Source organism: Amycolatopsis samaneae (assembly GCF_039541975.1).
Classification (GTDB): Bacteria; Actinomycetota; Actinomycetes; order Mycobacteriales; family Pseudonocardiaceae; genus Amycolatopsis; species Amycolatopsis samaneae.
Window position 1 is genome coordinate 151,812 of the sequence record NZ_BAABHG010000010.1, and the last position, 23,577, is coordinate 175,388.

The window sequence follows — 23,577 nt, forward strand, 5'->3', positions numbered from 1 at the left end:
CCTCGGTTATCGGTACTTACGATTTTCCGCGCCGTGGGTGAACCGGCAAGATAGTTGGGCGGATAACTGTTATCGTGATCGGCGATGGGCAGGTGATCGGGTGAAACGGATACTGGTGGCGATCGTCGGCACCGTCCTGGTCGTGGTCGGGGTGGTGCTGCTCGTGCTGCCGGGGCCGGGCCTGTTGCTCGTGCTGGCCGGGCTGCTCACGCTGGCCACCGAGTTCCCCGCGCTGAAGCGGTACATCGAGCCGGTGCGCACCCGGGCGATGAAGGCGGCCGAGGACAGCGTGTCCAGCCCCCTGCGCATCGCCGGTTCGGTGCTCGCCGGGCTGGCGCTCCTCGGCGCGGGTGTCGCGTGGGGACTCCTGCCGTGGTTGCCGGTGCACGGCTGGAGCGTCGGGGCGAGCCTGATCCTGTCCGGGATCATCCTGTTCGTCCTGCTGGGCTGGAGCTACCGGCGCGTGCGGGTGCGGCGGGAATCCGAGGGCCACGGGGTAGCGTCGGAGTCGTGAAGGCACTGCGGGGGTCGCTGCGCTCGGCGACCGCGCTGGAACTCCTGGTCTGGCTGGTCGCCGCCGTCGTCGTGGTGACGACCTGGCGCAGCCTCGCCGTGAGTGGGGCCGTGCCCGTCCCGCTCCAGATCCTCTACACGGTGGTGTTCGCCGCGCCGCTGTTCGTCATCGTCCGCGCGCCGCTCACCGCGTGGGCGCTCACCCTCGCCGGCTGGGTGCTGGCGGTGCTGGCCCACCCGTGGGGGCCTGCCGACGGCATGCCGTGGCCGCTGCCGCAACAGGTCCTGCTGCTGCTCACGGTCGTGGTGGTGGCCGCGCGGGTCCGGCCGCGCACGGCGTGGCTGGCGTGGGCCAGCTCGGTCGTCGTCGCCGTCGGCCTGATCCTGACCGCCGTCCCGTCGGCGATGAACGAGTCCTCGCCGTTCCTCGCCTACGTGGTGTGGTCGGTGCCACTGGTGACCGCGGTGCTCATCCACTCGCGGGCCCGCGGACAGCGCGAGCTCGCCGACCGGGAGCGGTTGGCCGAGGTCGAGGCGGCCCGGCTCGCGGTGCTGGAGGAACGCGCGCGGATCGCGCGGGAGATGCACGACGTCGTCGCGCACCGGATGTCGATGATCGCGGTCACCGCCGAGACCTCGCCGTACCGGCTGGCCGAGCTGCCCGACGACAACCGCGCGGTGCTCGCCGGGATCGCCACCGACGCGCGGGCGGCGCTGGCCGAGATGCGGGTGCTGCTCGGCGCGCTGCGCGGGGACGGCGACGAGCCCGTGTTCGCGCCGCAGCCGGGCTGGGCGGAGCTGGACGAGCTGGTGGCCGACGCCCGCGAGCGGGGTGTCGAGGTCCGTCATCGCCGCGAAGGGGACACCACACCCCCGGAGACGACCGGCCTCGCCGCGTACCGGATCCTGCAGGAGGCGCTGAGCAACGCCGTGCGGCACGCGCCGGGCGCGCCGGTCGAGGTCGGGGTGAGCGCCGAGCCGGACCTGGTTCGCCTGCGGGTGTACAACCCGGTGGCACACGGCGCCGGAACGGGGAAGGGACACGGCGTGCTCGGGATGCGGGAACGCGCCGCGGCGGTCGGAGGCCGCTGCACCGCGGGCGGGACCGGCGAGGGCTGGCTGGTGCGGGCCGAGCTGCCGGTGAACAGGGATGGGCGGGCATGACACGGAGGCAGGCACGAGCCACAATGGCGGAGCCGCTCGTGGCGGCCGACCGGCAGAGTTCATGCGGGACACCCGCACCCGAGGGTGTGTCCCGCAAAACACTGCGGGTACTCGTGGCCGACGACCACGCGGTGGTGCGCGAGGGGTTCGCCGCGCTGCTGGCCGCGCAACCGGACTTCGAGGTCGTCGGGCAGGCCGAGGACGGGGTCCTCGCCGAGCGGCTCGCCGTCGAGCTGCGGCCCGACGTGGTGCTGATGGACATCCGGATGCCGCGGCAGGACGGGGTGACCGCGACCAGGCGGCTCCTGCGCGAGACCCCGGACACCCGGGTGCTGATCCTGACCACGTTCGACCTCGACGCCTACGTTTACGAGGCGCTCCGTGCCGGGGCGAGCGGTTTCCTGCTCAAGGACAGCACCGCGGACCAGGTGGTCGAGGGTGTCCGTGTCGTCGCCGCGGGTGACGCGCTGCTCGCGCCGTCGGTGACCCGCAGGCTGATCGCCGAGTTCGCCGCGCGCCCGGTCGCGGCCGGGGGAAAGCGGCTGGCCGAGCTCACCGCGCGGGAGTCCGAGGTGCTCGTGCTCGTCGCGCGTGGACTGTCCAATGTGGAGATAGCGGCGGCGCTGACGGTCACCGAGCACACGGTGAAGACGCATGTCAGCAGGCTGCTGGGCAAGCTCGGGCTGCGGGACAGGGCACAGGCGGTCGCGGTGGCCTACGAGAGCGGGCTCGTCAGTCCGGGGAACGACGTGTCACTCCCGGGAGTGACCGCGAAGAGCCATCCGCGGAGTGACGACCGCTGAGGCCGGGATCCCTAGCTTGGGGGCCATGCGTCCCGTACTGGAATCCCTCGACGTCGAGTTCGTCCGCGAGCTGTACCGCGCCCACGCGGCGGACCTGAAGAACGTTCGCGTGGCACAGCGGTCGATCCTCGGCGTGCCCGCGATGAAGGCCAAACTGGACGACGTCGAGGCCGAGCTGACCTACCTGCTGATCCGGCACTTCCGCCCCGAGCTGGTCACCGAGGTCGGCACCTTCCACGGCTGGTCGACCACCTGGATCCTGCAGGCACTGCGGGACAACGGGACCGGGCGCCTGGCCAGTTACGACCTGATCGACAACGCCGTCCGCGCGGTCCCGCGCGAGCTGGCCGGGGACCGCTGGGACTTCCACCACGGCGACGTGCGCCGCCGGGACGACGACTGGGCGGCGAAGACGGACTACCTGTTCATCGACGCCGCGCACACCGCGTCGTTCGCCCGCTGGTACCTGGCGAACCTGCTGCCCGCGGTGCCGTCCGGGATCCCGGTGAGCGTGCACGACGTGTTCCACCGGCGTCGTCCGCTCCCGTTCACCGAGGGTGTCGAGGTGCTGCGCTGGCTGAAGGAGCACGACATCGAGTACTTCACCGCGGCCCCGGCCCACGCCCGCGAGGTGTATCGGCGGCTGACGGAGGTGCGCGCCGAGCTGGGACTCACCGAGCCGGTGCACACCGGGACCGACAACCCGATGCTGTACTTCATCAAGGGGTGACCCGGCTCTGAAGGCCACCTTGAGGGACTCGGAGTCCCTCAAGGTGGCCTTCAGAGACCTTGTCTCAGCTCCCGCTCTTGTACAGGGCCGCGACGTCGGCGTCGGACAACGCCCGGTCGAAGAACCGCACCTGGTCGATCGCGCCGTTGACGAAGTCGACCGGGTTGCCGCCGTACCGGCCGCGTCCGATCGCCGCGGTGCCGCCGGACGACTCGCCGAGGCAGACGCCCTTCGACGCCACCGGCTGACCGTCCACATACAGCTTCAGCTGCCCGCTGCCCGCGTCCCGGACGCCGACCAGGTGGTACCAGCGGCCGGGTTCCGGCGACGTCGGCGCCAGCGCGCGGGTGCCGAGCGTGCTGAACGACAGCCTCCGGTCCTGCCCGGAGTACTGCAGGTAGAAGGCACTGTGATCACCGGCGTCCTGGCTCACCACGGTCTGGAAGGCGCCGCCGACCGTGCCGTCGCCCGCCGCGTTGAACTTCACCCACGCCGAGACGCTGTAGTTCCCCGCTGTGTCCACAAGGGACACTCCGGGATCGGCGGACTGCCCGTTGCCGTTGACCGCCAGTGCCGAGCCGGAGTGCCCGGCCGTCCAGCCCGCGCCGCCCCGCAGTGTCGCGTCGTGCTTGCCGACGACGTCCTTCGCGACCGTCCCGGAGTTCTCGTCGAACGGATAGGCGTCGATGCCCTCCAGCCCGGCCTTGCCCGGCGGGAGCGGTGGGGCGGCGCCGCCGAGTGGCGCGTTGATCACCGCGAGGTTCGCCGTGCGCGCCGCCGAGAAGTCCATTTTGGCCACTTGCCGGTCGTAGGTGTAGAAGCCGTTGACCTCCTTCTCGACGTCGGTGGTCTGGGTGTAGACCCCCGCCGAGACGCCGCATCGTTGCTTGGCGACGATCAGGCGTTGCTGGAGTTCGCCGTAGCGCCGGGTCAGCGTCGCGCTGTCCGGTTCCATCTCGTAGGCGAAGCTGCCGTTCGGATCGAACTCGTGCCCGGCCACCTTCAGCCCGAGCCCGCCGTACTCACCGTCCACAGTGGCCCGTTTCGGATCGGGTACCGGGGTGCCCGGCCCGGTGTAGGTGTGGTCGTCGTAGACGTCGCCCTTCCCACTGTCCGGTTCGGACCGGCAGCAGTTGACGCCGGACTCGGCGTTGACGAGCCGGGAGGGATCCCAGGACTTGACGGTGTCGGCGATCCGGCCGACCTCGTAGTCGCCCCAGCCCTCGTTGAACGGCACCCACATGACGATCGACGGGAAGCTGCGGTGCTGGTCGACCATCCGGTGCATCTCGGACTCGAAGGTGACGCGTGAGGCCGGCGTCGGCTCGATGTCGTCCTTCATCGCGGGCATGTCCTGCCACACCAGCAGCCCGAGCTTGTCGGCGTGGTAGTACCAGCGGTCCGGTTCGACCTTGATGTGCTTGCGCACCATGTTGAACCCGAGCGCCTTTTCGGTCTGCAGGTCGAACTTCAGCGCCGCGTCGGTCGGCGCGGTGTAGATCCCGTCCGGCCAGAAACCCTGGTCGAGCGGGCCGAGCTGGGTCACCGCCTTGCCGTTGAGCAGCATCCGCGTCTTGCCGTCGTCGGTCTTGCCGAGTGCGATCGACCGCATGCCGAAGTACGAGCCGACCTCGTCGCCGTTCTGCCCGAGCAGCCGCACCTTGAGGTCGTAGAGGTGTGGATCGTCCGGGGACCACAGATGTGCGTTCGGCACCGGCAGCTTCAGTGGTCTGTTCGCCTCGCCGACGACCCGGCCGACGACCTTGCCGCCGTCGTAGGCCAGCGCCTCGACCCGCTGCCGCACCGGGCCGCCGACGCGCGCGGTGAGCGTCAGGGAGCTGCCGGGCAGGTCCGGGGTCAGGTCGAGCCGGTCGATCCGCGCGGACGCCACCGGTTCCATCCACACCGTCTGCCAGATCCCGGACGACGGCGTGTAGAAGATCCCGTCACCCGGTTTGCGCTGTTTGCCGATCGGCTGGCCGCCCTGGTCGTTCGGATCGGCGACGCCGACGACGAGTTCCTGGTCGCGTTCCGGGGTCAGCGCGTCGGTGACGTCCACGGAGAACGAGTCGTACCCGCCGGTGTGCCAGGTCACCTGTTTGCCGTTGACCAGGACCGTCGCGTCCCAGTCCACCGCCTGGAAGTGCAGCAGCAGCCGCTGGCCGGCGTGCCCGACCCGCCAGTCCTTCGGCACCGAAAACGCGCGCCGGTACCACATCTGCGTTTCGTGGCGCATGATCCCGGACAGCGCCGATTCCACCGGGTAGGGGACGAGGACGCGTTCGGCGAGGCTCTTCCCGACCGGCGGCGCCTCACCCGGCGTGGCCTTCGCGAACTCCCAGACGCCGTTGAGGTTCTGCCATCTGTCGCGGGTCAGCTGCGGGCGCGGGTACTCCGGCAGCGCGTTCGAGGGGGAGACGTCCTTGGTCCACGGCGTGGTCAGCGGCGGCGTCAGCCGTTTCCAGCCTGGTGGTGCCGCCGCCGAAGCGGCCGGTACGGTGCCGAGGCCGGTGACGACTACGGCGAGCGCGGCCCCCAGTACGGCCAGGCGAGTGCGGAGTTGTCGATACATCGGCGTACACACTCCTTATCCCGAAACAGGATCACCGGCGGGCGCGGGCGAGCAGCCGCTGGATCACCACGACGACCAGCAGGAAGGCCCCGCTGACCACGGACTGGTAGTTGGAGTCGAGCGTCCCGATCTGGTTGATCACGTTCTGGATCACCGTGCGCAGCAGCACACCGACGAGCGTGCCGATGATCGTGCCCGCGCCGCCGGTGAGCAGCGTGCCGCCGATGACGACCACCGCGATCGCGTCGAGCTCGGTGCCGACGCCGAGCACCGTGACCCCGGACTGGAGGTACGCCGCGGTCATCGCACCGGCGAACCCGGCGAGCAGCCCGCTCAGCGTGTACACCGAGATCTTGGTACGGGCGACCGGCAGTCCCATCAGCAGCGCCGAGTTCTCCGCGCCGCCGATCGCGAACACCGACTGGCCGAACCGCGTCCGTCGCAACAGGACACCGCCGAGCGCGAACAGGATCAACGTGACGTAGACCGGCACGCCGATGCCGAAGATCGTCCCGCGTCCCAACTGGAGGAACGCGGAGTCCGGCCGGATCTGGTAGGTCGTCGAGCCCTCGGTGGTGATCGCGAGCAGCAGGCCGCGCGCGAACAGCAGCGAGGCCAGCGTCACGATGAACGGCGCCATCCCGGTGCGGGCGATGAGCACGCCGTTGATCAGCCCGATCAGCGAGCACACCGCGAGCGGCAGCACGAGCGCGCCGAGCACACCCCACTGCGAGCCGTACGCGGCGAGGACGCCGCCCAGCGCGTACACCGAGCCGACCGACAGGTCGATCCCGCCCGAGATGATCACGAACGTCATGCCGAGCGCGATCACCGCGAGGAACGAGCTCTGCAGCGCGAGATCGCGCAGGTTGTCCGCGGAACCGAAGCGGGGGAAGGAAAACCACGCGACGACGACCCCGAGCACCAGGACCACCGCCGCGCCCTGCCGCTGCGCGAGACCGGCCAGCAGCGCGCCCCGCGTCGTCGCGGGCGTGCCGGGATCGCTGTTGGTGGGCGGCGAAGTCGTGGCGGTCATCGGCGACTCCGTTCCCGCGCGACGTACACCGCGACCACGATGATCGCGGCCTGCACCATCTGCGCGGCCGAGTCCGGCAGATCGTGCTTGATGAGCGTGGCGTGCACGAGCTGCATCAGCAGCGCGCCCATGACCGTGCCGAGGACGCGGACCTTTCCGCCGGTCAGCGGGGTCCCGCCGACCACGACGGCGGTGATCGCGGACAGCTCCATCAGCAGCCCGACGTCCGCCGGGTCGCTGGCACCGAGCCGGGCGGTGGCGAGCACACCCGCGATGGCGGCGAGCACACCGCTGATCGCGTACACCCCGACCAGCACGCGTTTCACCGGCAGCCCGGCGAGCGTACTGGCGGTGCGGTTCCCGCCGACGGCCACCAGCCGCCGCCCGAACGCCGTCCGCCGCACCAGCAGGCCCGTGCACGCGGCGAGCATGGCCGCGACCAGCACCATGACCGGGATGCCCGCGACGTCGCCGGTGCCCAGCGCCAGGAAGGCAGGGGCGCGCAGCTGGACGAGCTGGCCGTGCGCGATCACCAGCGCCAGCCCGCGCCCGCCGACGAGCAACGCCAGCGTCGCGATGATCGGCTGGATCCCCAGCCGTGCCACCAGGAATCCGCTGAACAGCCCGGCGACGAGCCCGGCGGCGAGTGCGACGCCGACCGCCGCGGCCGGGCCGTACCCGAGGTAGAGCGGGACGAGCGCGGCCGCGACCGACATCACCGAACCGACCGACAGGTCGATGCCCTCGGTGCCGATCACCAGCGCCATCCCGAGCGCCACGACGCACACCGGCGCTGCCTGCACCAGCTGGGTCCGGAAGTTGGCCAGTGACAGGAAGTTCTCGGTGAACGCGAGGTTGAACAGCAGCAGGACCACCACGGCCAGGTAGACGCCGTAGTTCTGCAGCCAGGCGGCGACCCGCGCACGATCGACGGTCACGCTAGTCATCGGCGTCCTCCCCGGCGGCGGCGATCGCGGCGAGCACGGCCTCCTCGGTGACGTTCCCGCCGGAGAGCTCGCCCGCGACGGCCCCGTCCCGCAACACGATCACCCGGTCGGCGCCGTCGATCAGTTCGTCCATTTCGGACGAGATCAGCAGCACCCCGAGCCCTTCGCCGGCCAGCTCGTCGATGAGGGCCTGCACCTCGGCCTTGGCGCCGACGTCGATACCGCGGGTCGGCTCGTCGAGCAGCAGCACCTTCGGCTGCGTGCACAGCCAGCGGGCGAGCAGCACCTTCTGCTGGTTGCCGCCGGACAGCTCGGCCACCTTCTGGTCGGGGCTGGAGGCCTTGATACGCAGGCGTTTCATGAAGACGTCCACCACGCGGTCCTGTTTCGCGCGGCTGACCAGGCCGAACGGGGAGAGCCGCGGCAGCGCCGCGAGCACGATGTTCTCGCGGACGGACAGGCTCGGGATGATCCCGTCGGTCTTGCGGTCCTCGGCCAGCAGGCTGATCCCCGCGCGGACCGCGGCGGCGACGTTGCCCGGCGGCACCCTGCGCCCGCCCAGCCACACCGTGCCACCGTCCAGCGGGAGCGCGCCGACGATGGCCCGCGCCGTTTCGCTGCGCCCGGACCCCAGCAGCCCGGCGAGCCCGACGACCTCGCCGGGCCGGATGGCTACCGAGACGTCGTCGATGGCGTGCTTGCTGCTCAGGTTTTCCGCGCGCAGCAACGGTTCCGCCTCGGTGTGGTGATCCTCGCCGAAACTCGTGACGCCGTGCTCGCGGATGTCGCGGATCTCCCGGCCGAGCATCATCGACACCAGCTCGATCCTGGGCAGATCGGCCAATGGTCCACTGTGGACGTTCCGGCCGTCCCGCAGGACGGTCACCCGGTCGCAGACCCGGTACAGCTCGTCCATCCGGTGACTGACGTACACCACGGCGATACCGCGCTCGTGGAGTCCGTTGAGGACCTCGAAGAGCGTCTCCACCTCGCGAGGCTCCAAAGAGGACGTCGGCTCGTCCATGATGACCACGCGGGCGTCGGTGGAGACCGCGCGGGCCAGCGCCACCATCTGCTGCGCGCCGACGCCGAGGCTCGCCAGCGGCCTCCGGACGTCGGTGTGGATCCCGTAGCCCGCCAGCAGTTCCGCCGCTTCGGCGTGGATCCGGCGCCAGTCGACCAGGCCCCCCTTGGAGTGTGGCTCCCGGCCGAGGAAGACGTTCCCGGCGATGCTCATCAGCGGGACGAGGTTGACCTCCTGGTAGATCGTGGAGATGCCCGCCCGCTGCGCCTCGATCGGCCGCCTGAACACGACCGGCTCGCCGAGGTGCCGCAGCTGCCCGCCGTCGGGCTGGTACACGCCGGTCAGCACCTTGATGAGCGTCGACTTCCCCGCGCCGTTCTCGCCGACCAGCGCGTGCACCTCACCCGGCCGGACCGCGAACGAAACGTGGTCCAGCGCGGTCGTCCCGGGAAAGTGCTTCGAGACCTCGCGCACCTCGAGGACGGGCTCGGCCATCAGTACGCGTTCCCGACCTTCTGGGCGGCGTTGGTCTCGTCGTACTGGTCGTCCTGGATCACCACGGTCGCCGGGATCGACTGCCCGTCGGCGAACTGCTTGAGCGTGTCGAAGACGAGCTTGCCGAAACGTGGGTTCGACTCGATGACCGCGTTGTAGCTGCCGTCGGCGATCAGCTGGACGGCGTTGCGGGTACCGTCGACCGACACCACCTTGACGTCCTTGCCGGGGTTGCGGCCCGCGGTCTTCAGCGCGTTCACCGCGCCGATGCCCATCTCGTCGTTCTCCGCGTAGACCGCGGTGATGTCGGGGTGGCTCTGGACGAGCTGCTCGGTCACCGTCTGGCCCTTGGAGCGGTCGAACTCGCCGGTCTGCTCGGCCACAATGGACAGTCCGGAGCTCTTGGCGAGCTGGTCCTTGAACCCCTGCGTGCGGTCGGTGGTGACGTTGTTGCCCGAGGAGCCGAGCAGGATCGCGACCTTGCCCTTGCCGCCGGTGACCCGCACGAGCTCGTCGGCGGCGCGTTTGCCCTGTTCGACGAAGTTCGAGCCGATGAAGGTCAGGTAGTCGGTGCACGGCGTGGAGTTCACCTTGCGGTCGATCGTGACCACCGGGACCTTCTTGGCCTTCGCGGCGTCGAAGGCGGGCTGCAGGCCGTCGGAGTTGAGCGGCGCGACGACGAGCAGCTGGGCACCGCGATCGAGCAGCGACTTGATGTCACTGATCTGCTTGTTGAGGTCGCTCTGCGCGTTGGTCACCAGGAGCTTGTCGGCCGGGATGCCGAGTTTGGCGGCCTCGTCCCGGATGGACTGTGTCTCGGCGATCCGGAACGGGTTCGCCTCCTTCTCCGACTGGGAGAACCCGACGATCGCGGTCTTCGGGTCGAGCTGCGGATACCCCGTCTGCGTGCGGGAACAGCCGGGGCCGCCGGGCGCGCTCGACGCCGCCGACGCGGCGGGGCCGGCGTTGCTCGACGCCGCCGAGGGGCCCGCCTCGCGGCTCGTGCACGCGCTCAGCGCGAGCGTGGCGGTGGCACCGGTGGCCACCAGGATCAGGGCGGTGCGGGAAGGGGGCACGACGACTCCTCCGGACGCGACGGCGACGACGCTCGCCAGGGTGACTCAGCTCACCCCAGCCGCATGAGGTACTTTTTACATCGTTGGAACAACGTTGTAAATGGGCATATCGACGAGACAATGCGTGTCAGCCGTTCGAGAGGGGTCTGTCCGTGGCCGTGACGCTCAAGGATGTCGCCACGCTCGCCGGGGTTTCGGTGAAGACGGTGTCGAACGTGGTGAACGGCTACGCGTTCGTGAAGCCGGAAAACCGGCGACGGGTCGAGGAGGCGCTCGCCGCGACCGGCTACCGGCCGAACGTCGGCGCCCGCAACCTGCGCCGCGGCCGGACCGGTTTTCTCGCGCTGATGGTGCCCGAGCTGAGCATCCCGTACTTCGGTGAGCTGGCCGGCCTGGTGATCACCGCCGCGCAGCGGCGCGGCTGGAGCGTCCTGATCGAACAGACCCAGGGCACCCGCGACCGGGAGCGGGCGACGCTGGCCTCGCTCGGCCCGCACCTGGTCGACGGCGCGCTGGTGCACCCCGAGGCGCTGGAGTCCGCGGACTTCCCGGACTCGGTGGGCGGCATTCCGCTGGTACTGCTGGGAGAACACGCCGTCGAGGTGGACATCGACCACGTCGCGATAGACAACGTGCTGGCCGCGCGCACCGCGGTCCTGCACCTCGCCGGGCTCGGCCGCCGCCGGATCGCCGCCATCGGCGCGAACTCGCGGCGGGGGACCAGCGAGCTGCGCCTGGCGGGCTACCGCACGGCGCTGGCCGAGGCCGGACTGTCCTATGAGGACTCGCTGGTCGCGCCGGTCGAAAAGTACCACCGCACCTCCGGCGCGTCGGCGATGAAGCAGTTGCTCGCGCTGCCCGAACGGCCGGACGCGGTGTTCTGCTTCAACGACCTGCTCGCCGTCGGCGCGCTCCGCGTCGCGGCCGAACAGGGCCTGCGCGTGCCCGAGGACATCGCGATCGCCGGCTTCGACAACAACGAGGAGGGCTCGTTCAGCCTGCCCTCGCTGACCACGATCTCCCCGGACAAGACCGCGCTCGCCGAAGCCGCCGTGGAACTGATCCACCGGCGGATCTCCGGCGAGGCCGCGGCCGCGCCGCAGGACGTGCAAACCCCGTTTTCGCTGGAGGTAAGGGAAAGCACGACCGGCTACGACCGCGACATCGTCAGGACGTGAGCCGCCACAGCGCCGCCCAGCCGGCGGCGTCGAGGTCCTTCGGCAACGTCCGCGGTGTCACGCGCTGCTCACGCAGCCACCGCTGTACCCGGTTGTCGAGATATCCTGATTTCCGCAGTATTTCCGGGATCCCGTTCCCCTTTCCGGTGAAGACGTCCTTGACGAACCGCTGGTAGCCCGCGCGATCGGTCACCAGCGGTTCGGCGCGGCGGGTCATGGTGAGCAGGCCGCCGTCGACCGAGGGTTTCGGCCGGAACGCGCGGGCCGGGACCCGGCTGTGCAGCGCGAACTCGTACCACGGCCACCAGCTCGCCGTCAGCATGCTCGCACCGCCGATCCCGGCGCGCCGCCGCGCGACCTCCCACTGCACCAGCAGGATCGCGGTGTGCCAGTGCCCGGTGGTGAGGATTCGCCGGAGGATCCCGGTGGTGAGGTGGAAGGGCAGGTTCCCCACGATCACGTGTGGTTCACGGGGAAAGCGGTATTTCAGGACGTCTTCGTTGACGACCGTGACGTGCGCGGGTGCCCGGCGGCTGAGCCGTCGCGCGAGCCGGGGATCGACCTCGACCGCGGTGATGTCCCGGCCGGTCCGGCCGATCGACCGGGTGACGGCACCGTCGCCGGGCCCGATTTCGACGATCGGGCCCCGGGTATGGGCGACGAGCCTGCCGATTTCGGTGATCACGGCGTGATCGACGAGGAAGTTCTGGCCGAGTTCGTGGGCTCCGCCCGGGTAGGGGGAAGGCATGGATGAGTGCTCCGCGAGGGTTCGATGGAGAACCGGGCGGCGTCGGAGGCCGCACCGGTCACGGACCGCTGCGCGGCGGAGCTGGCGCGTGAGGAGGTCAGCCCGCCGCTAGGCGTGACGAAGCCTCATGAAGAAAATTGCGTAACAAGCACCCATGGGCCGCACTGTAGGACGGCGGTGATCAACCGGACAACCGAATATCGGTCAGCCTCGTTACGACGCCGTCGAGGCCGTCCCGCACGGTGTCCGGGTCTTCGGTGTCCAGGCCGTGGGTGACCTCGTGCCATGGCCCGAGCCGATGCCAGCGCGACGCGCGCTCGCGGAGCGCGTCGGTGATGCCGTAGGCGGCAGTCAGCGCGGTGGCGAACTCCTTCGGCGTGCCGTATGTCGTCCAGGCCAGATCGATCGCCGCGTCCCCCGCGTGGGTGTCACCGAAGTCGATCACCCCGGTGATTCCGCCTTCGTCACCGAGTACGTGCTCCGGCCCGAGATCGCCGTGTACCACGGTGTCACCCGGCGGATTCCGCATCGCGTCGAGCAGTGAGACGGCGGCGGGCCGGAGCCCGGCGGGCAGCATCGGGACGACCTCGGCGTGGAACCGGTCGAGCGTCGCCAGGTGCTGTACCGCGGCTTCTCGGGCCGTCGGGAGCCCGTGCCGGATCGCCTCGTCCACCGGGCAGTCGTGGAGCGCGCGAAGGAAGAGACCGAGCCGGCGCCCCGCCTCGGCGTCCGGCCGTTCCAGCGGTTCCCCCGGGACGAGTTCGTGCCGGATGACCAGTGGCTCGTCGGAGACGAGGTGCGGCACCGGCACGGGGAGTGGCAGGCGGGGTGCGAGCCACGGCATCAGCCGGACCTCGGTACGCAGTTGCCCGGCCACTTCGGGACGGCGCGGCCGCCGCTCCACCCACCGGCCGTCGACGAGTGTCGCCGCGCTGTCCCAGCCACCCGAGAAGTCCACGGCCGCGAGCGTAGATCATCTCGCCGGACGCGGCGCCTGGATATTTTCGTTTCGCGTCTAGGGATTCCGCTCGACCGCGGTCCGGATCTGCCGGGCGAGGTGCACGGCGTCCTCGGTGAGGGCGGTGAAGGTGAGCTTCTTCCCGTCGGCGAGGTGGAGGGTACAGGTGAAGGTGCCACCCGCCCACCGGGTCAGCGCGGTGTTCCGGCCGCTGCCGGTGGTCACGCGCCGCACCTGCGCCCAGGGGACGCTCCGCGTGCGACCGCCGCGCGAGTGCCGCAGGCCGTTGTCGTGGAGCTCGAAGAACTCACCGCGGTGGGTGAAGGAGTGGACGCCCCACCAGCCGCCCATCAGCAGCATTCCGAGGCCGAGCCCCACGGCGACGCTCGGCAACCACAGCGGGTCGGCGCCGGTGGACGGGAGTTTCCCGCTGACGTGGTCGAGAAACACCCAGAACGCCACGGCGAACGCGGTGAACGGGAGGCCGGCGGCGAGCAGGATCACCGCGGCCCAGCCGCGACGCCGGTTGTCGGTGGGATACCTTCCCCGTACCGCGCCCAGATCGGTGTTCGGAGGTTGCGGGCTCACCCGGGAAAGTCTGGCCTCGGTGGTCCGGGACCCCTCCCCGCCGATACGCACCTCGACGGTCACGTCGGTGAAACCGTTGTCCAGCAAGAGATTCCGGTATCGGCGGGCGACCCGTGGCTGGGGCATCCGATCTGCGCGGGCGTGGACGAGCCTGCCGCGGCGGGCCAGTATCCGGCGGGCCTCGCGGACGGCCTGTCCGGGTTCGGCGAGGCCGTGCAGGAGCTTGTCGGCGCGGTAGCCGGTGACCGAGCCGTCGCCGAGGGGGGGTAACCAATGTGGACATCGCCGTCAGTGTGCGACCTAATGTCGACATGAAGTCAATCGGTGAGGCGGCGGCCCGGTTCGGGCTGTCGGCGCACGTGCTGCGCCACTGGGAGGCGGAAGGACCGTTGACACCGGCCCGCGACGGCAACCGCCGGCGCTACACCGACGCGGGCCTGGACCGGGTGGCGGCGATCCTGATCTCGAAGGAAGCGGGCTTCGCGCTCGCGGACATCCGGGCGATGCTGGCCGTGCAGCCCGCACCGGCCCGCCGCGAGATTGTGGACCGTCACCGGGAGCGGCTGCGGGCGCGGATCGCCAGGGCACAGGCCGCGCTCGACCTGTTCGAAGGCGGCCCGTGCCCGCACGACGACCTGATGACGTGCCCGCACTTCCGGGGGCTCGCGGCCGACCGGATCCCTGCCGCGCACCGGACTCGGCGGCCGCCAGGGTGACACCCGTGCGATCGCCGCAGTTGACGTTCCGGATCGACCGCTCTGCCTTCGCTTCCCGAACCCGGCATCGCCTGATGCCCTGCGCGGGCGTCGTCGCCGGGCAGCGGCAGGGCGAGGATCCGGCGATCCTCGGCGTGCGGATTCTCGGCCGCCCGCGCTCGGACCGGCCGTGCTCGACATCATGGGTACCTCCTCTCTGTCCAAACAGGACCCTGGTCGGAAGTGGTCTTCCGGGTTTGACCTCTTGCGAGCGCCCGGTGGGTTGGCTGGCGACCTCACGCGGCGACGGGTTGGTTGAGGTTGTTGCGTCTGGCTCTGCGTAAGGGATCCACGTAGTCGGGCGGGATGAAGGTGGGTATCCCGTCTTCGGCGATGTGGACTGTCCATGGTGAGCTGTGCAGTAGTCGGTGGTGGGCGGTGCAGAGCAGTACGAGGTTGCGGAGGACTGTGTGTCCGCCGTGTGCCCACTCGATCACGTGGTGGGCGTCGCAGTGTCTCGGCTTTCGGTGGCAGCCGGGAAAAGCGCATCCTCGGTCCCGGATGATCAGTGCTTTGCGTAGTGCCGGGGTGACCAAACGCTTGGCTCTGCCCAGGTCGAGTGGTTCACCTTTCGATCCGAGTACCGCCGGAATGATCTGGCAGTCGCAGGCCAGCATCCGTGTCTCGGTGGCGGTGAGTTGGGAGACCATGTCCAGACATGCCGTCCCCAGCTTGGTCTTGAGGTCATTCAGGCCGACGGTGACCACCAGGTGGGCGCGGTCGCCGCCGGGCATGTCCGGGACATTGGCCAGCATCGCGATCGCTTCACCGAACGCTTCCCCGTACCGCTGGGACGTGGTCCGTAGGTCCGGCCACTTGTCCTCCCCTGCAGGCCGAGGAGTTGCCAGTGGGTCGAGGATCGTGCTCAGCCGAGTCCCGGTGATGGGATCGAGCTGGCCGTCGATATCGAACCAGCCGTCCTTCCGTTGCCGCATCCGCAGTTCGGGTTTGCGTTCGGAGGGGTCTGGGTCCTTCGGTTCCTTTCCGTCCTGGTCCATCCGGGCCAGGATCTCGTCGGCGGCTTTGTCGACCTCGTGTGGTGTCGCCTGACGTGCCAGCTCCACCAGGATCTTCTCCGCGTTGTTTCTGTCCTCTTCGGACACACCTACTGGGATCTTCTTCAGGAAAAGGAGAACCCGGTTGGTGTGGTGTGGTCCGATCTCTCCGGCGAGTGCGGCTGCTCCGGTTGCTGGCGCGGCGGCGGGTGTTTCGGTACCGTCGACGTGACGACCAGGATTCACCCCACGCGCACGATCAAGATGCTTCTTGGCTTCACCGCGCGACATCCGTCCCATGTGTGCGAACCATGCCGCGGTGGATCCGTAGCCGTACAGCTCGGACACCCCGCGAGAATCAACCTCCACCAGTAGCTGGCCGAGTTCGGCGTCCAGGCGCCACAAGGCTTCCAGTCGCACACGCACCTCATCGGCGAGTTCGCGACCGGACAACCGCCACAGTGGTGGCGGTTCCTGGGGGGACAGGTTCCTGGACACGCCTCCATCCTGCCGCAGACACTCGCACATACGTTCGACACGAATGAGTGAATAACTGGTCAGGGGCCTGGATGCGGTGATGGGGCTTGTGGATGATCTCGTTGTGGGAAAGGTGTTCGCCTTTCCCGAGACGAGTTGGTAGCGCAGGCGATGGAGCTTGCGGGTGCTCGAGGGGGAGATCGCGCGGTTGCGGTGTGAGGTGGCTGGGCTGAAGCGTCGGCTGGAGGGCAAACTCGGGGTAATTGGTCGTTGCCTCCCTCGCCGCACCCGGAGGTAAACCAGGCAAGCCCGCCGCCCGCCGATACGTCTGCGCGAGTACCAACACCGAACCTCCACCTGCCGGAAACGGCATACGAAGTGGTGGATGTCAGCGGAGCGAGCGCGATCGAAGGCGTCGGCTCTCCTGGGTAAAGCGGAGGCTGCCTGGGCGGAAGCAGGCCACACGGGCCAGGTCCTGGCACATGGTCCTGTCCGGAGCCGAACAGGTGGCCCTGGGAATAGCAGCTGGGGACATGTCTCGTTTGACCGGCGCCGGGAACTCGCCGACCGTCGCTGTGGTCCAGGACCGATTTCCGCCGGAAGATCCGTCGGGGATCGGTCACGATGACCGGCATGACGACCGCATCGACAACGGACGCCGAAGCCGTGCTCAAGGGGATGTACGCGGCGGAGGCCGAATATCTCGCCGCGGGCGGGCCCGGCACCGCCTCCTTCGCGCCGCTCGCTCCCTTCTTCTCCCCGGATGTGGTGTTGCGCCAGGCGGAATCCCTGCCCTACGGGGGAGATTGGCGTGGCCACGCCGGCCTGGAACGGTTCTTCCTCGCCATGAGCGCGACGTGGGAATCCTTCGACATGGTCGAGCAGTCCTTCCTGAGCCGCGACAACCCGCTCGTCGTACTGACCAGGGTGCGGGCACGGGCCAGGGGAACCGGCCGCGAGCTGGACTTCCCCATCCTGCAGACGATCACCGTCGAGGACGGCCGGATCGCCGAGGTGTGCCCGTTCTACTGGGACACCGCCGCGATCGCGGCGGCCTGCGCGCCGCACTGACCGCGGCGCTCAGCGTTTCGGCCAGTGCCACGACGGACGGTCCAGGGGGCCCTGTCCACTGAGGACTGTCTGCCCGAACTCCTTCTCGAGCGCGAGGGTGGTCGCTTCTATTCCCAGCCCGGCCGACACCGACTCCAGCTCGTGGATCAGTGGCCGTGCGTGGGAGACGACGATCAGCTGGGCCGTTTTCGCCGCCTTCGCGATGAGCGCGGCGAGCGCGGGCAGCAGATCCGGATGCAGGCTCGTTTCGGGTTCGTTGAGCACCAGCAGCTCCGGTGGCCGCGGGGTGAGCAGCGCGGCCACCCACAGCAGGTAGCGCAGCGTGCCGTCGGACAGTTCCGCCGCGTCCAGCGGACGCAGGAGCCCGTGCTGCCGGAAGCGCAGGGCGAACCGGCCCTCGACGTCGCCGATCTCCAGTGTGGAGCCGGGAAAGGCGTGCTCGATCGCGCCGCGCAGCGCCTCGTCGTCGCCGGATTCGCGGATCGTCTGGAGCGCGGCGGCGAGGTCACCGCCCTCGTGGCCGAGGACGGGGGTGCGGGTGCCGATCCGGGGAACCCGCGCGGGCGCCGCCGCGTCGGTGCGGAAGTGGTCGTAGAAACGCCATGAGCGGATCCGTTCGCGGACCATCAGCAGTTCGGGCGCGCGCCGGGGATCGGCGAACTCGCTGAGCATGCTGTCAGTCAGCCGGATCTCGTGCTTGTCCTCGGACCAGGAACCCCCGGCCTCGCGCGTGCGCACCACCGGCCCCGCGCGATCGGCGAGCAGCCTGGCCGGCCGCAGCACCGGGCCGCTCCACACACATTCCCGTTTGAACTCCGGATCGAGACCGAACGCGGTCTCCGCCGGAACGGGCAGGCCGAAGTCGAGCGCGTAGCCGAACTCGTCACCGGCGAAGGCGCCGCCCCGCGAGGCGTCGGCGAGCAGCCGCAACGCCCGGTACAGGCTCGACTTCCCGCTGCCGTTCGCGCCGGTGACCAGCGTCAGCCGGGACAGGGGCAGCACGAGATCGCGCAGGGACCGGTAGTTCTCGACGGCCAGGGTGGTGAGCACGCCGCCAAGCTAGCCGCCACCACCGACAGTCTCGGCGGATCCGCCGGCCACAAGGTCGAAGGGGACTTCCCCCGCCCGCCGCGGCGAGGAAAGTCCCCTTCGGTCAGGGGACGAGCGCTAGTGGCTCAGTACCGGCATCTGCTCGTAGATCCGCGTCGGGACGCCCGCGCTGCGGAAACCGTTGGCCCACAGGGACTGCACACGCGACGCCTCCTGCGAGTTCGGGTTCGCGTTGTGGCAGGACGGGCCGGGGCCGCCACCGGACATCAGCTCCGTGCACGGTCCCTGGTAGTGGTCGGGCAGGCCGAGGGCGTGCCCGGTCTCGTGCGCGGCGATGCGGACCTGGTCGTACTGCTTCGCCTGGGTGTAGTCGATGAAGATCCGGCCGCTGCCGTGGCCGTCGGTCTCGGCGTACGAGCCCTGCGGGTCGTTGCCCTCCTGGTAGCGCAGCGTCGCGCCCGACGCCCGCTCCTGCAACTGCACGTTGGAGACCGCGCGGTTCCAGTTCGCCGCGCCGGCACGGATGACATCGCGGAAGGTGGGCGCGCCCGAGGTGTCGTAGTACACCGTGGTGACGGCCGGTGCCGCCGCGGGCGCGGCGAGCGCGGTACCCGCGGTCAGCGGGGCGGCCACCACGGCCAGCGCGGCGGCACCGGACAGCAGAAACTTCCTCGACATCAGACAACTCCTCGCCGTACAGGGAAATTTGCCGGGTTTCGCGCGCGCTGGAGTGAATGTAGAGAGCGTTTCGCGTGCTGTGACCCGACTTTCGTACTGCGTGGATGATTGGTGATTTACCAATTACCCAGGAGTATTGACATCAACGGGTGCGCATACGACAATCCCGCGCCTGTCGCCGGGTGCTACCCCGGCTTGCTCGGTCCGTGGGGGCCTCCTTGAGGGACTCCAGATCCCTCAAGGAGGCCCCCACGGACCTACCCCAGATAGGTGCGGAGATGCTGGGCGGTCAGGGTGTCGGCGTTCTTCACCAGCTCGGCCGGGGTGCCGGTGAACACGACGCGGCCGCCGTCGTGCCCGGCGCCGGGGCCGAGGTCGACGATCCAGTCGGCGTGCGCCATCACGGCCTGGTGGTGCTCGATGACGACCACCGTGTTCCCGTTGTCCACCAGCCGGTCGAGCAGTCCGAGCAACTGGTCGACGTCGGCGAGGTGCAGCCCGGTCGTCGGCTCGTCGAGGATGTAGGTCGATCCCTTCTCCGCCATCCGGATCGCGAGCTTCAGCCGTTGCCGTTCGCCACCGGACAACGTCGTCAGCGGCTGGCCGAGACTCAGGTAGCCCAGCCCCACGTCGCCCAGCCGGTCGAGCACCGTCCTGGCGCCGCCGGTCCCGAAGAACTCGCGGGCCTCGGCCACCGACATGGCGAGCACCTCGCTGATGTCCTTGCCACGCAGCTTGTGCTCCAGCACCGCGGGCGTGAAGCGCTTGCCTTCGCATTCTTCGCAGGTGCTGGTGACGCCAGCCATCATCGCGAGGTCGGTGTAGACCAGGCCGAGGCCCTTGCACTTCGGGCACGCGCCCTCGGAGTTCGCGCTGAACAGCGCCGCCTTGACGCCGTTGGCCTTGGCGAACGCGGCGCGGACGTGATCGAGCAGCCCGGTGTAGGTCGCCGGGTTGCTGCGCCGCGACCCGCGGATCGCCGACTGGTCGACCACCACGACGCCCTCGCGCTTCGCCAGCGAGCCGTGGATCAGCGAGCTCTTGCCCGAACCGGCGACCCCGGTGACCACGGTCAGCACACCGAGCGGGATGTCCACGCTGACGTCCCGGAGGTTGTGCAGTGACGCGCCGGTGATGGAGATCCGCCCGGTGGGCTCGCGGAAGACGTCCCGCAGCTTCGCCCGGTGGTCGAGGTGGCGGCCGGTGAGCGTGCCCGAGGCCCGCAGCCCCGCGACGTCCCCGGCGTAGCACAGCTCGCCGCCCGCCGAGCCCGCGCCGGGCCCGAGGTCGACGACGTGGTCGGCGATGGCGATCGTCTCCGGCTTGTGCTCCACCACCAGGACGGTGTTTCCCTTGTCCCGCAGGCGGATCAGCAGGTTGTTCATCCGCTCGATGTCGTGCGGGTGCAGTCCGACGGTCGGTTCGTCGAAGACGTAGGTGATGTCGGTGAGGCTGGATCCCAGGTGCCGCACCATCTTCACGCGCTGCGCCTCGCCGCCGGACAGCGTGCCGGACTCGCGGTCGAGGCTGAGGTAGCCGAGCCCGATCCCGGTCAGCGAGTCCAGGGTCTCCAGCAGGCCCTCCAGCAGCGGCGCCGCCGACGGTTCGTCGAGACCGCGCAGGAACTCGGCCAGGTCACTGATCTGCATGGCCGAGCACTCGGCGATGTTCTTCCCGCCCACCTTCGACGCCAGCGCGGCGGGGTTGAGCCGCGCGCCGCCGCAGGACCGGCAGGTCGACACCGTCGCGGCCTGATCCATGAACGCGCGCAGGTGCGACTGGAGCGAGTCCCTGTCCTTGCTCAGGTAGAGGCGCTTGACCTTCACCGCGAGGCCCTCGTAGGTGAGGTTGCTGGTCCCGACCTTGACCTTGCAGTTCTCCTTGTACAGCAGGTCGTCCCACTGGTCCTGGCTGAAGTCCTTGAGCTTCGTGTCCGGGTCGAAGAACCCGCACTGGAGGTAGATCTGCACGTACCAGCTGTCCGGCGTGAAACCGGGCACCTTGATCGCGCCCTCGCGCAGCGAGAGTTCGACGTCGACCAGTTCGTCGACGTCCAGATCGGACACCCGGCCGATGCCCTCGCAGTCCGGGCACATGCCCTCGGCGAGGTTGAAGCTGAACGCGCCCGAGGTGCCGGCGTACGGGGTGCCGAGCCTGCTGAAGGCGATCCGGAGCATCGTGTGCGCGTCGGTCGCGGTACCGACCGTCGAGCGCGCGTTCGCGCCCATGCGTTCCTGGTCGACCACGATCGCCGCGCTCAGGTTGCGCAGCGCGTCGACCTCGGGACGGCCGATGCGCGGCATGAACGACTGGAGGAACGCGGTGTAGGTCTCGTTGATCATGCGCTGCGATTCGGCGGCGATGGTGCCGAACACCAGCGAGGACTTCCCGGAGCCGGACACCCCGGTGAACACGGTCAGCCTGCGCTTCGGGATGTCGAGCGAGATCCCGGTCAGGTTGTTCTCCCTGGCCCCGCGGACCTCGATGACGTCGTGACTGTCGGCAGCGTCGAGCCCCGGCATGAATCCCCCTGATAATTTATGCTGTAAGGAGTTGGCCGGGCCACGTTACTTTATGCTGTAAGGAGTTGCAAGGTGGTTGTCTTCGCCGGGCAGGGCGACGCCCGCCGGTCCATGTCCCTGCTGTGGCGCGAAGGCGTGTCTCCGCAGGTCAAGAGCGGGCCGAAGCCGGCGCTCAGCGTGGACGAGATCGTGGACGCGGCCATCGTGATCGCGGACGCCGACGGGATGGCGGCGCTGTCGATGCGCGCGGTCGGCGAACGGCTCGGGCGGACGGCGATGGCGCTCTACACCTACGTGCCGAGCAAGGCCGAACTGCTCGACCTCATGGTCGACCGCGCGCTGGCCGAGGTGGCTCGCGAATACGACCTCGGTGCGGGCTGGCGTGCCGCCGCGACCGCGTTCGCCGAGGATCTGTGGGCGTTCTACCTGCGGCACCCGTGGCAGTTGCAGATCTCCTCCGCCCGGCCGGTGCTCGGACCGGGCGAGTTCGCGGTGCAGGAGACGGTGCTGCGGATCCTGTTCGCGACCGGCCTCCCGCCGCACCGGATCCGCTGGGTGCTCGGCTCGCTGTTCAGCCTCGTGCGCGGGTCGGCGCAGATCGCGGTGGAAGCCCGGCTCGCGGCGCGGGAGAGCGACGTCTCCGAGGAGGAGTGGTGGTACACGCGGTCCGGGATGCTCACCGACCTCGCCCCGGATCTGGCCGAGCGGTTCCCGATGGTGACGAAGCTGGGCGGTATGGAGCCCGACCCGGACGACCACACGCCGTATCTGGAGCGTGAGGCGCGGCTGACCTTCGAGGCGGGGATCCAGGTCCTGTTCGACGGCGTCGAGGCCGCGATCACCGGGTGACGAAAGACGGGGACGGCACCCGACGATCGGGCACTGCGCGCGGCCGGGAGGACCGGCGACGCTGGACGGCATGCTCGAACGACTCAGCACCCTGCCGCGCGAGGCGCCCGGCACCTGGTTCCCCGGCCGGTACGTGGGCGGCGGCGCGCTGATCCTCGCCCCGCCGATCTGGTTCGCCGGATTCCTGCTGCGCTACCTGGGTTTGCACGGCGGACAGTTCACCGATGCCGAACTCGACGCCTTCGCGGAGCTGCCGTTCGCGGCACCCGCGCGGCTGACGTCGTATGTCCGCGACCCGGCGCTGGTGACCGCGGGCGACGCCCTGTTCGTGCTCGGCGCGATCCTGCTTTTCCCGGCGGCCGTCACACTCGCCCACCTCGCCGCGAGCCGGTGCCCGAAGCTCGCCGCGTGGGGCGGCACGCTGTTCGTCTTCGGGTTGTTCGCCCGCGCCTACTTCGCCGGAGCCGACCAGACCGGCTTCCGGCTCATCGCGGAAAACGGTCTGGACGACACCGTCCGGTCGATCATGGCGGGCTACGCCGACATCGCCTACGGTCCTTGGCGCGTCCCGGTCACCGCGTCGTTCGGCCAGTACGTGGGTGGGCTGCTGCTCGGCCTCGCGCTCTGGCGGTCCGGGGTGTTCGGCACCGGGCGGACGCTGGTCTTCCTGGCGAGCGTCACGATCTGGGTGGGCGTGCTCAAGGAGGCCGTGGTGCCCGACCTCGTCTTCACCGGGCTCCTGGCGCTCGTCCTCGTCCCGCTGGGAATCCGGGTACTGCGGGACCGGCTCGCCGGACCCGTGGCGCCGAAGCCGCTCAGCTGGTGAGGAGTCCACAAAGGACTCAGTGGCGGCGTTCCGGCGGTGGCGGCCACGATCACCGCTCGGCGATGAGGACGGTTCGCGGCCGATGCGGCCATACTGGTCCGATGGGGGAACGCGTCGCACCGGCCAAGCGGATCGACTGGATTTCGGTGGCGATCGGGACCGTCCTGTGCGTTTGGCTGATCGGTGTCCCGTTCCTGCTGGTCAGGGCCGCGCTCCTCAGCTTCATGACCTTCTGGGGCCCGATACCTCCGGAGCGGGCCGCGACCCAGCACGCGCTGCTGGTCTGGGCGGCGGTGGCGGGGCCGGCCCTGCCGCTGGCGGGGGCGATTCTGGCGGCATGGAAACGGTCGCGGGGGTTCGGCTGGTTCTTCGGGATCGGGTTCGCGATCAGCGCCGTGATCGTCCTGTACTGCTGGGCACAGTCGCAGCGCGGCAGGGTCGAGCACTTTCCGCCGCCGACGCCGTACTGCGTGGAGCGCAGCGGCGGCGGCAACGAATGTCCCGGCGACTAGCCGACGGCCG

22 protein-coding genes are annotated in these 23,577 nt (G+C 69.9%); 10 read left to right on the forward strand and 12 right to left on the reverse strand.

Translation table 11 applies throughout. The features are described from left to right. Positions 1-100: 100 nt before the first annotated feature. Genes ABD987_RS26520 through ABD987_RS26535 form a run of 4 tightly spaced genes read left to right on the forward strand, consistent with a single transcriptional unit; the run spans position 101 to position 3,210 of the window. The gene (locus tag ABD987_RS26520; RefSeq protein WP_345399255.1) at positions 101-514 is read left to right on the forward strand and encodes a PGPGW domain-containing protein; all 414 of its coding nucleotides are present in this window, start codon (positions 101-103) and stop codon (positions 512-514) included. Next, positions 511-1,677, forward strand: a complete 1,167-nt coding sequence (locus tag ABD987_RS26525) for a sensor histidine kinase (protein ID WP_345399258.1) — start codon at positions 511-513, stop codon at positions 1,675-1,677. Before ABD987_RS26520 ends, ABD987_RS26525 begins: the two co-directional genes overlap by 4 nt. Next, positions 1,674-2,480 carry a response regulator transcription factor gene (locus ABD987_RS26530; RefSeq protein WP_345399261.1) on the forward strand — a complete coding sequence of 269 codons (807 nt, stop codon included), beginning with the start codon at positions 1,674-1,676 and terminating at the stop codon, positions 2,478-2,480. The genes ABD987_RS26525 and ABD987_RS26530 overlap by 4 nt, the downstream gene beginning before the upstream one ends. Before the next feature lie 25 nt (positions 2,481-2,505). Then, a complete protein-coding gene (locus ABD987_RS26535; protein ID WP_345399264.1) occupies positions 2,506-3,210 on the forward strand; it encodes a class I SAM-dependent methyltransferase in 705 nt (234 codons plus the stop codon). A 64-nt stretch (positions 3,211-3,274) separates the two neighbouring features. On the opposite strand, the gene ABD987_RS26540 is transcribed toward ABD987_RS26535, so the two are convergent. From ABD987_RS26540 to ABD987_RS26560, 5 genes are read right to left on the reverse strand one after another with little or no spacing between them, the layout of a single operon-like run. Then, positions 3,275-5,782, reverse strand: a complete 2,508-nt coding sequence (locus ABD987_RS26540) for a LamG-like jellyroll fold domain-containing protein (protein ID WP_345399267.1) — start codon at positions 5,780-5,782, stop codon at positions 3,275-3,277. Between the two features lie 31 nt (positions 5,783-5,813). Continuing rightward, positions 5,814-6,818: an ABC transporter permease gene (locus ABD987_RS26545; RefSeq protein ID WP_345399270.1), complete on the reverse strand. Its 1,005-nt coding sequence runs from the start codon at positions 6,816-6,818 to the stop codon at positions 5,814-5,816. Then, positions 6,815-7,765 carry an ABC transporter permease gene (locus ABD987_RS26550; protein WP_345399273.1) on the reverse strand — a complete coding sequence of 317 codons (951 nt, stop codon included), beginning with the start codon at positions 7,763-7,765 and terminating at the stop codon, positions 6,815-6,817. Before ABD987_RS26550 ends, ABD987_RS26545 begins: the two co-directional genes overlap by 4 nt. Further along, positions 7,758-9,284, reverse strand: coding sequence for a sugar ABC transporter ATP-binding protein (locus ABD987_RS26555; protein ID WP_345399276.1), 1,527 nt, complete (start codon positions 9,282-9,284; stop codon positions 7,758-7,760). Before ABD987_RS26555 ends, ABD987_RS26550 begins: the two co-directional genes overlap by 8 nt. Then, complete coding sequence (locus ABD987_RS26560; protein WP_345399279.1) at positions 9,284-10,360, reverse strand: ABC transporter substrate-binding protein; 1,077 nt, start codon at positions 10,358-10,360, stop codon at positions 9,284-9,286. Before ABD987_RS26560 ends, ABD987_RS26555 begins: the two co-directional genes overlap by 1 nt. Positions 10,361-10,512: 152 nt before the next feature. Between ABD987_RS26560 and ABD987_RS26565 the strand changes: the two genes are divergently transcribed. Continuing rightward, positions 10,513-11,538, forward strand: coding sequence for a LacI family DNA-binding transcriptional regulator (locus ABD987_RS26565; RefSeq protein WP_345399282.1), 1,026 nt, complete (start codon positions 10,513-10,515; stop codon positions 11,536-11,538). Here the strand turns inward: ABD987_RS26565 and erm are convergent. The 3 genes from erm to ABD987_RS26580 form a co-directional block, all read right to left on the reverse strand. Next, positions 11,528-12,286: a 23S ribosomal RNA methyltransferase Erm gene (gene erm, locus ABD987_RS26570; protein WP_345399285.1), complete on the reverse strand. Its 759-nt coding sequence runs from the start codon at positions 12,284-12,286 to the stop codon at positions 11,528-11,530. The genes ABD987_RS26565 and erm overlap by 11 nt on opposite strands. 181 nt (positions 12,287-12,467) lie before the next feature. Continuing rightward, a complete protein-coding gene (locus ABD987_RS26575) occupies positions 12,468-13,244 on the reverse strand; it encodes a phosphotransferase family protein (RefSeq protein ID WP_345399288.1) in 777 nt (258 codons plus the stop codon). Positions 13,245-13,301: 57 nt separating this feature from the next. Then, a complete protein-coding gene (locus ABD987_RS26580; protein ID WP_345399291.1) occupies positions 13,302-13,958 on the reverse strand; it encodes a PH domain-containing protein in 657 nt (218 codons plus the stop codon). Positions 13,959-14,143: 185 nt separating this feature from the next. Here ABD987_RS26580 and ABD987_RS26585 point away from each other — a divergent pair, with 185 nt between their 5' ends. Next, a complete protein-coding gene (locus tag ABD987_RS26585) occupies positions 14,144-14,548 on the forward strand; it encodes a helix-turn-helix domain-containing protein (protein ID WP_345399294.1) in 405 nt (134 codons plus the stop codon). 275 nt (positions 14,549-14,823) lie between these two features. On the opposite strand, the gene ABD987_RS26590 is transcribed toward ABD987_RS26585, so the two are convergent. Further along, a complete protein-coding gene (locus ABD987_RS26590) occupies positions 14,824-16,080 on the reverse strand; it encodes an HNH endonuclease signature motif containing protein (protein WP_345399297.1) in 1,257 nt (418 codons plus the stop codon). 612 nt (positions 16,081-16,692) lie between these two features. Between ABD987_RS26590 and ABD987_RS26595 the strand changes: the two genes are divergently transcribed. Then, a complete protein-coding gene (locus ABD987_RS26595) occupies positions 16,693-17,130 on the forward strand; it encodes a nuclear transport factor 2 family protein (protein WP_345399300.1) in 438 nt (145 codons plus the stop codon). A gap of 9 nt (positions 17,131-17,139) precedes the next feature. Here ABD987_RS26595 and ABD987_RS26600 read toward each other — a convergent pair whose 3' ends face one another. From ABD987_RS26600 to ABD987_RS26610, 3 genes are all read right to left on the reverse strand, one after another. Next, complete coding sequence (locus ABD987_RS26600; RefSeq protein ID WP_345399303.1) at positions 17,140-18,180, reverse strand: AAA family ATPase; 1,041 nt, start codon at positions 18,178-18,180, stop codon at positions 17,140-17,142. Between the two features lie 117 nt (positions 18,181-18,297). Further along, positions 18,298-18,858: a snapalysin family zinc-dependent metalloprotease gene (locus tag ABD987_RS26605; protein ID WP_345399305.1), complete on the reverse strand. Its 561-nt coding sequence runs from the start codon at positions 18,856-18,858 to the stop codon at positions 18,298-18,300. Positions 18,859-19,115: 257 nt separating this feature from the next. After that, positions 19,116-21,380 (reverse strand): ATP-binding cassette domain-containing protein, encoded by a 2,265-nt coding sequence (locus tag ABD987_RS26610; protein WP_345399307.1) that lies wholly within the window; start codon positions 21,378-21,380, stop codon positions 19,116-19,118. Positions 21,381-21,452: 72 nt separating this feature from the next. On the opposite strand from ABD987_RS26610, the gene ABD987_RS26615 reads away from it, so the two are divergent. The 3 genes from ABD987_RS26615 to ABD987_RS26625 all read left to right on the forward strand — a co-directional run bounded on the left by ABD987_RS26615 (position 21,453) and on the right by ABD987_RS26625 (position 23,567). Then, positions 21,453-22,229: a TetR/AcrR family transcriptional regulator gene (locus tag ABD987_RS26615; RefSeq protein ID WP_345399310.1), complete on the forward strand. Its 777-nt coding sequence runs from the start codon at positions 21,453-21,455 to the stop codon at positions 22,227-22,229. 70 nt (positions 22,230-22,299) lie between these two features. Next, on the forward strand, positions 22,300-23,055 hold the full coding sequence (locus ABD987_RS26620; RefSeq protein WP_345399313.1) for a hypothetical protein: 756 nt from the start codon (positions 22,300-22,302) through the stop codon (positions 23,053-23,055). 101 nt (positions 23,056-23,156) lie between these two features. After that, complete coding sequence (locus ABD987_RS26625; RefSeq protein ID WP_345399316.1) at positions 23,157-23,567, forward strand: hypothetical protein; 411 nt, start codon at positions 23,157-23,159, stop codon at positions 23,565-23,567. Positions 23,568-23,577 lie beyond the last annotated feature (10 nt).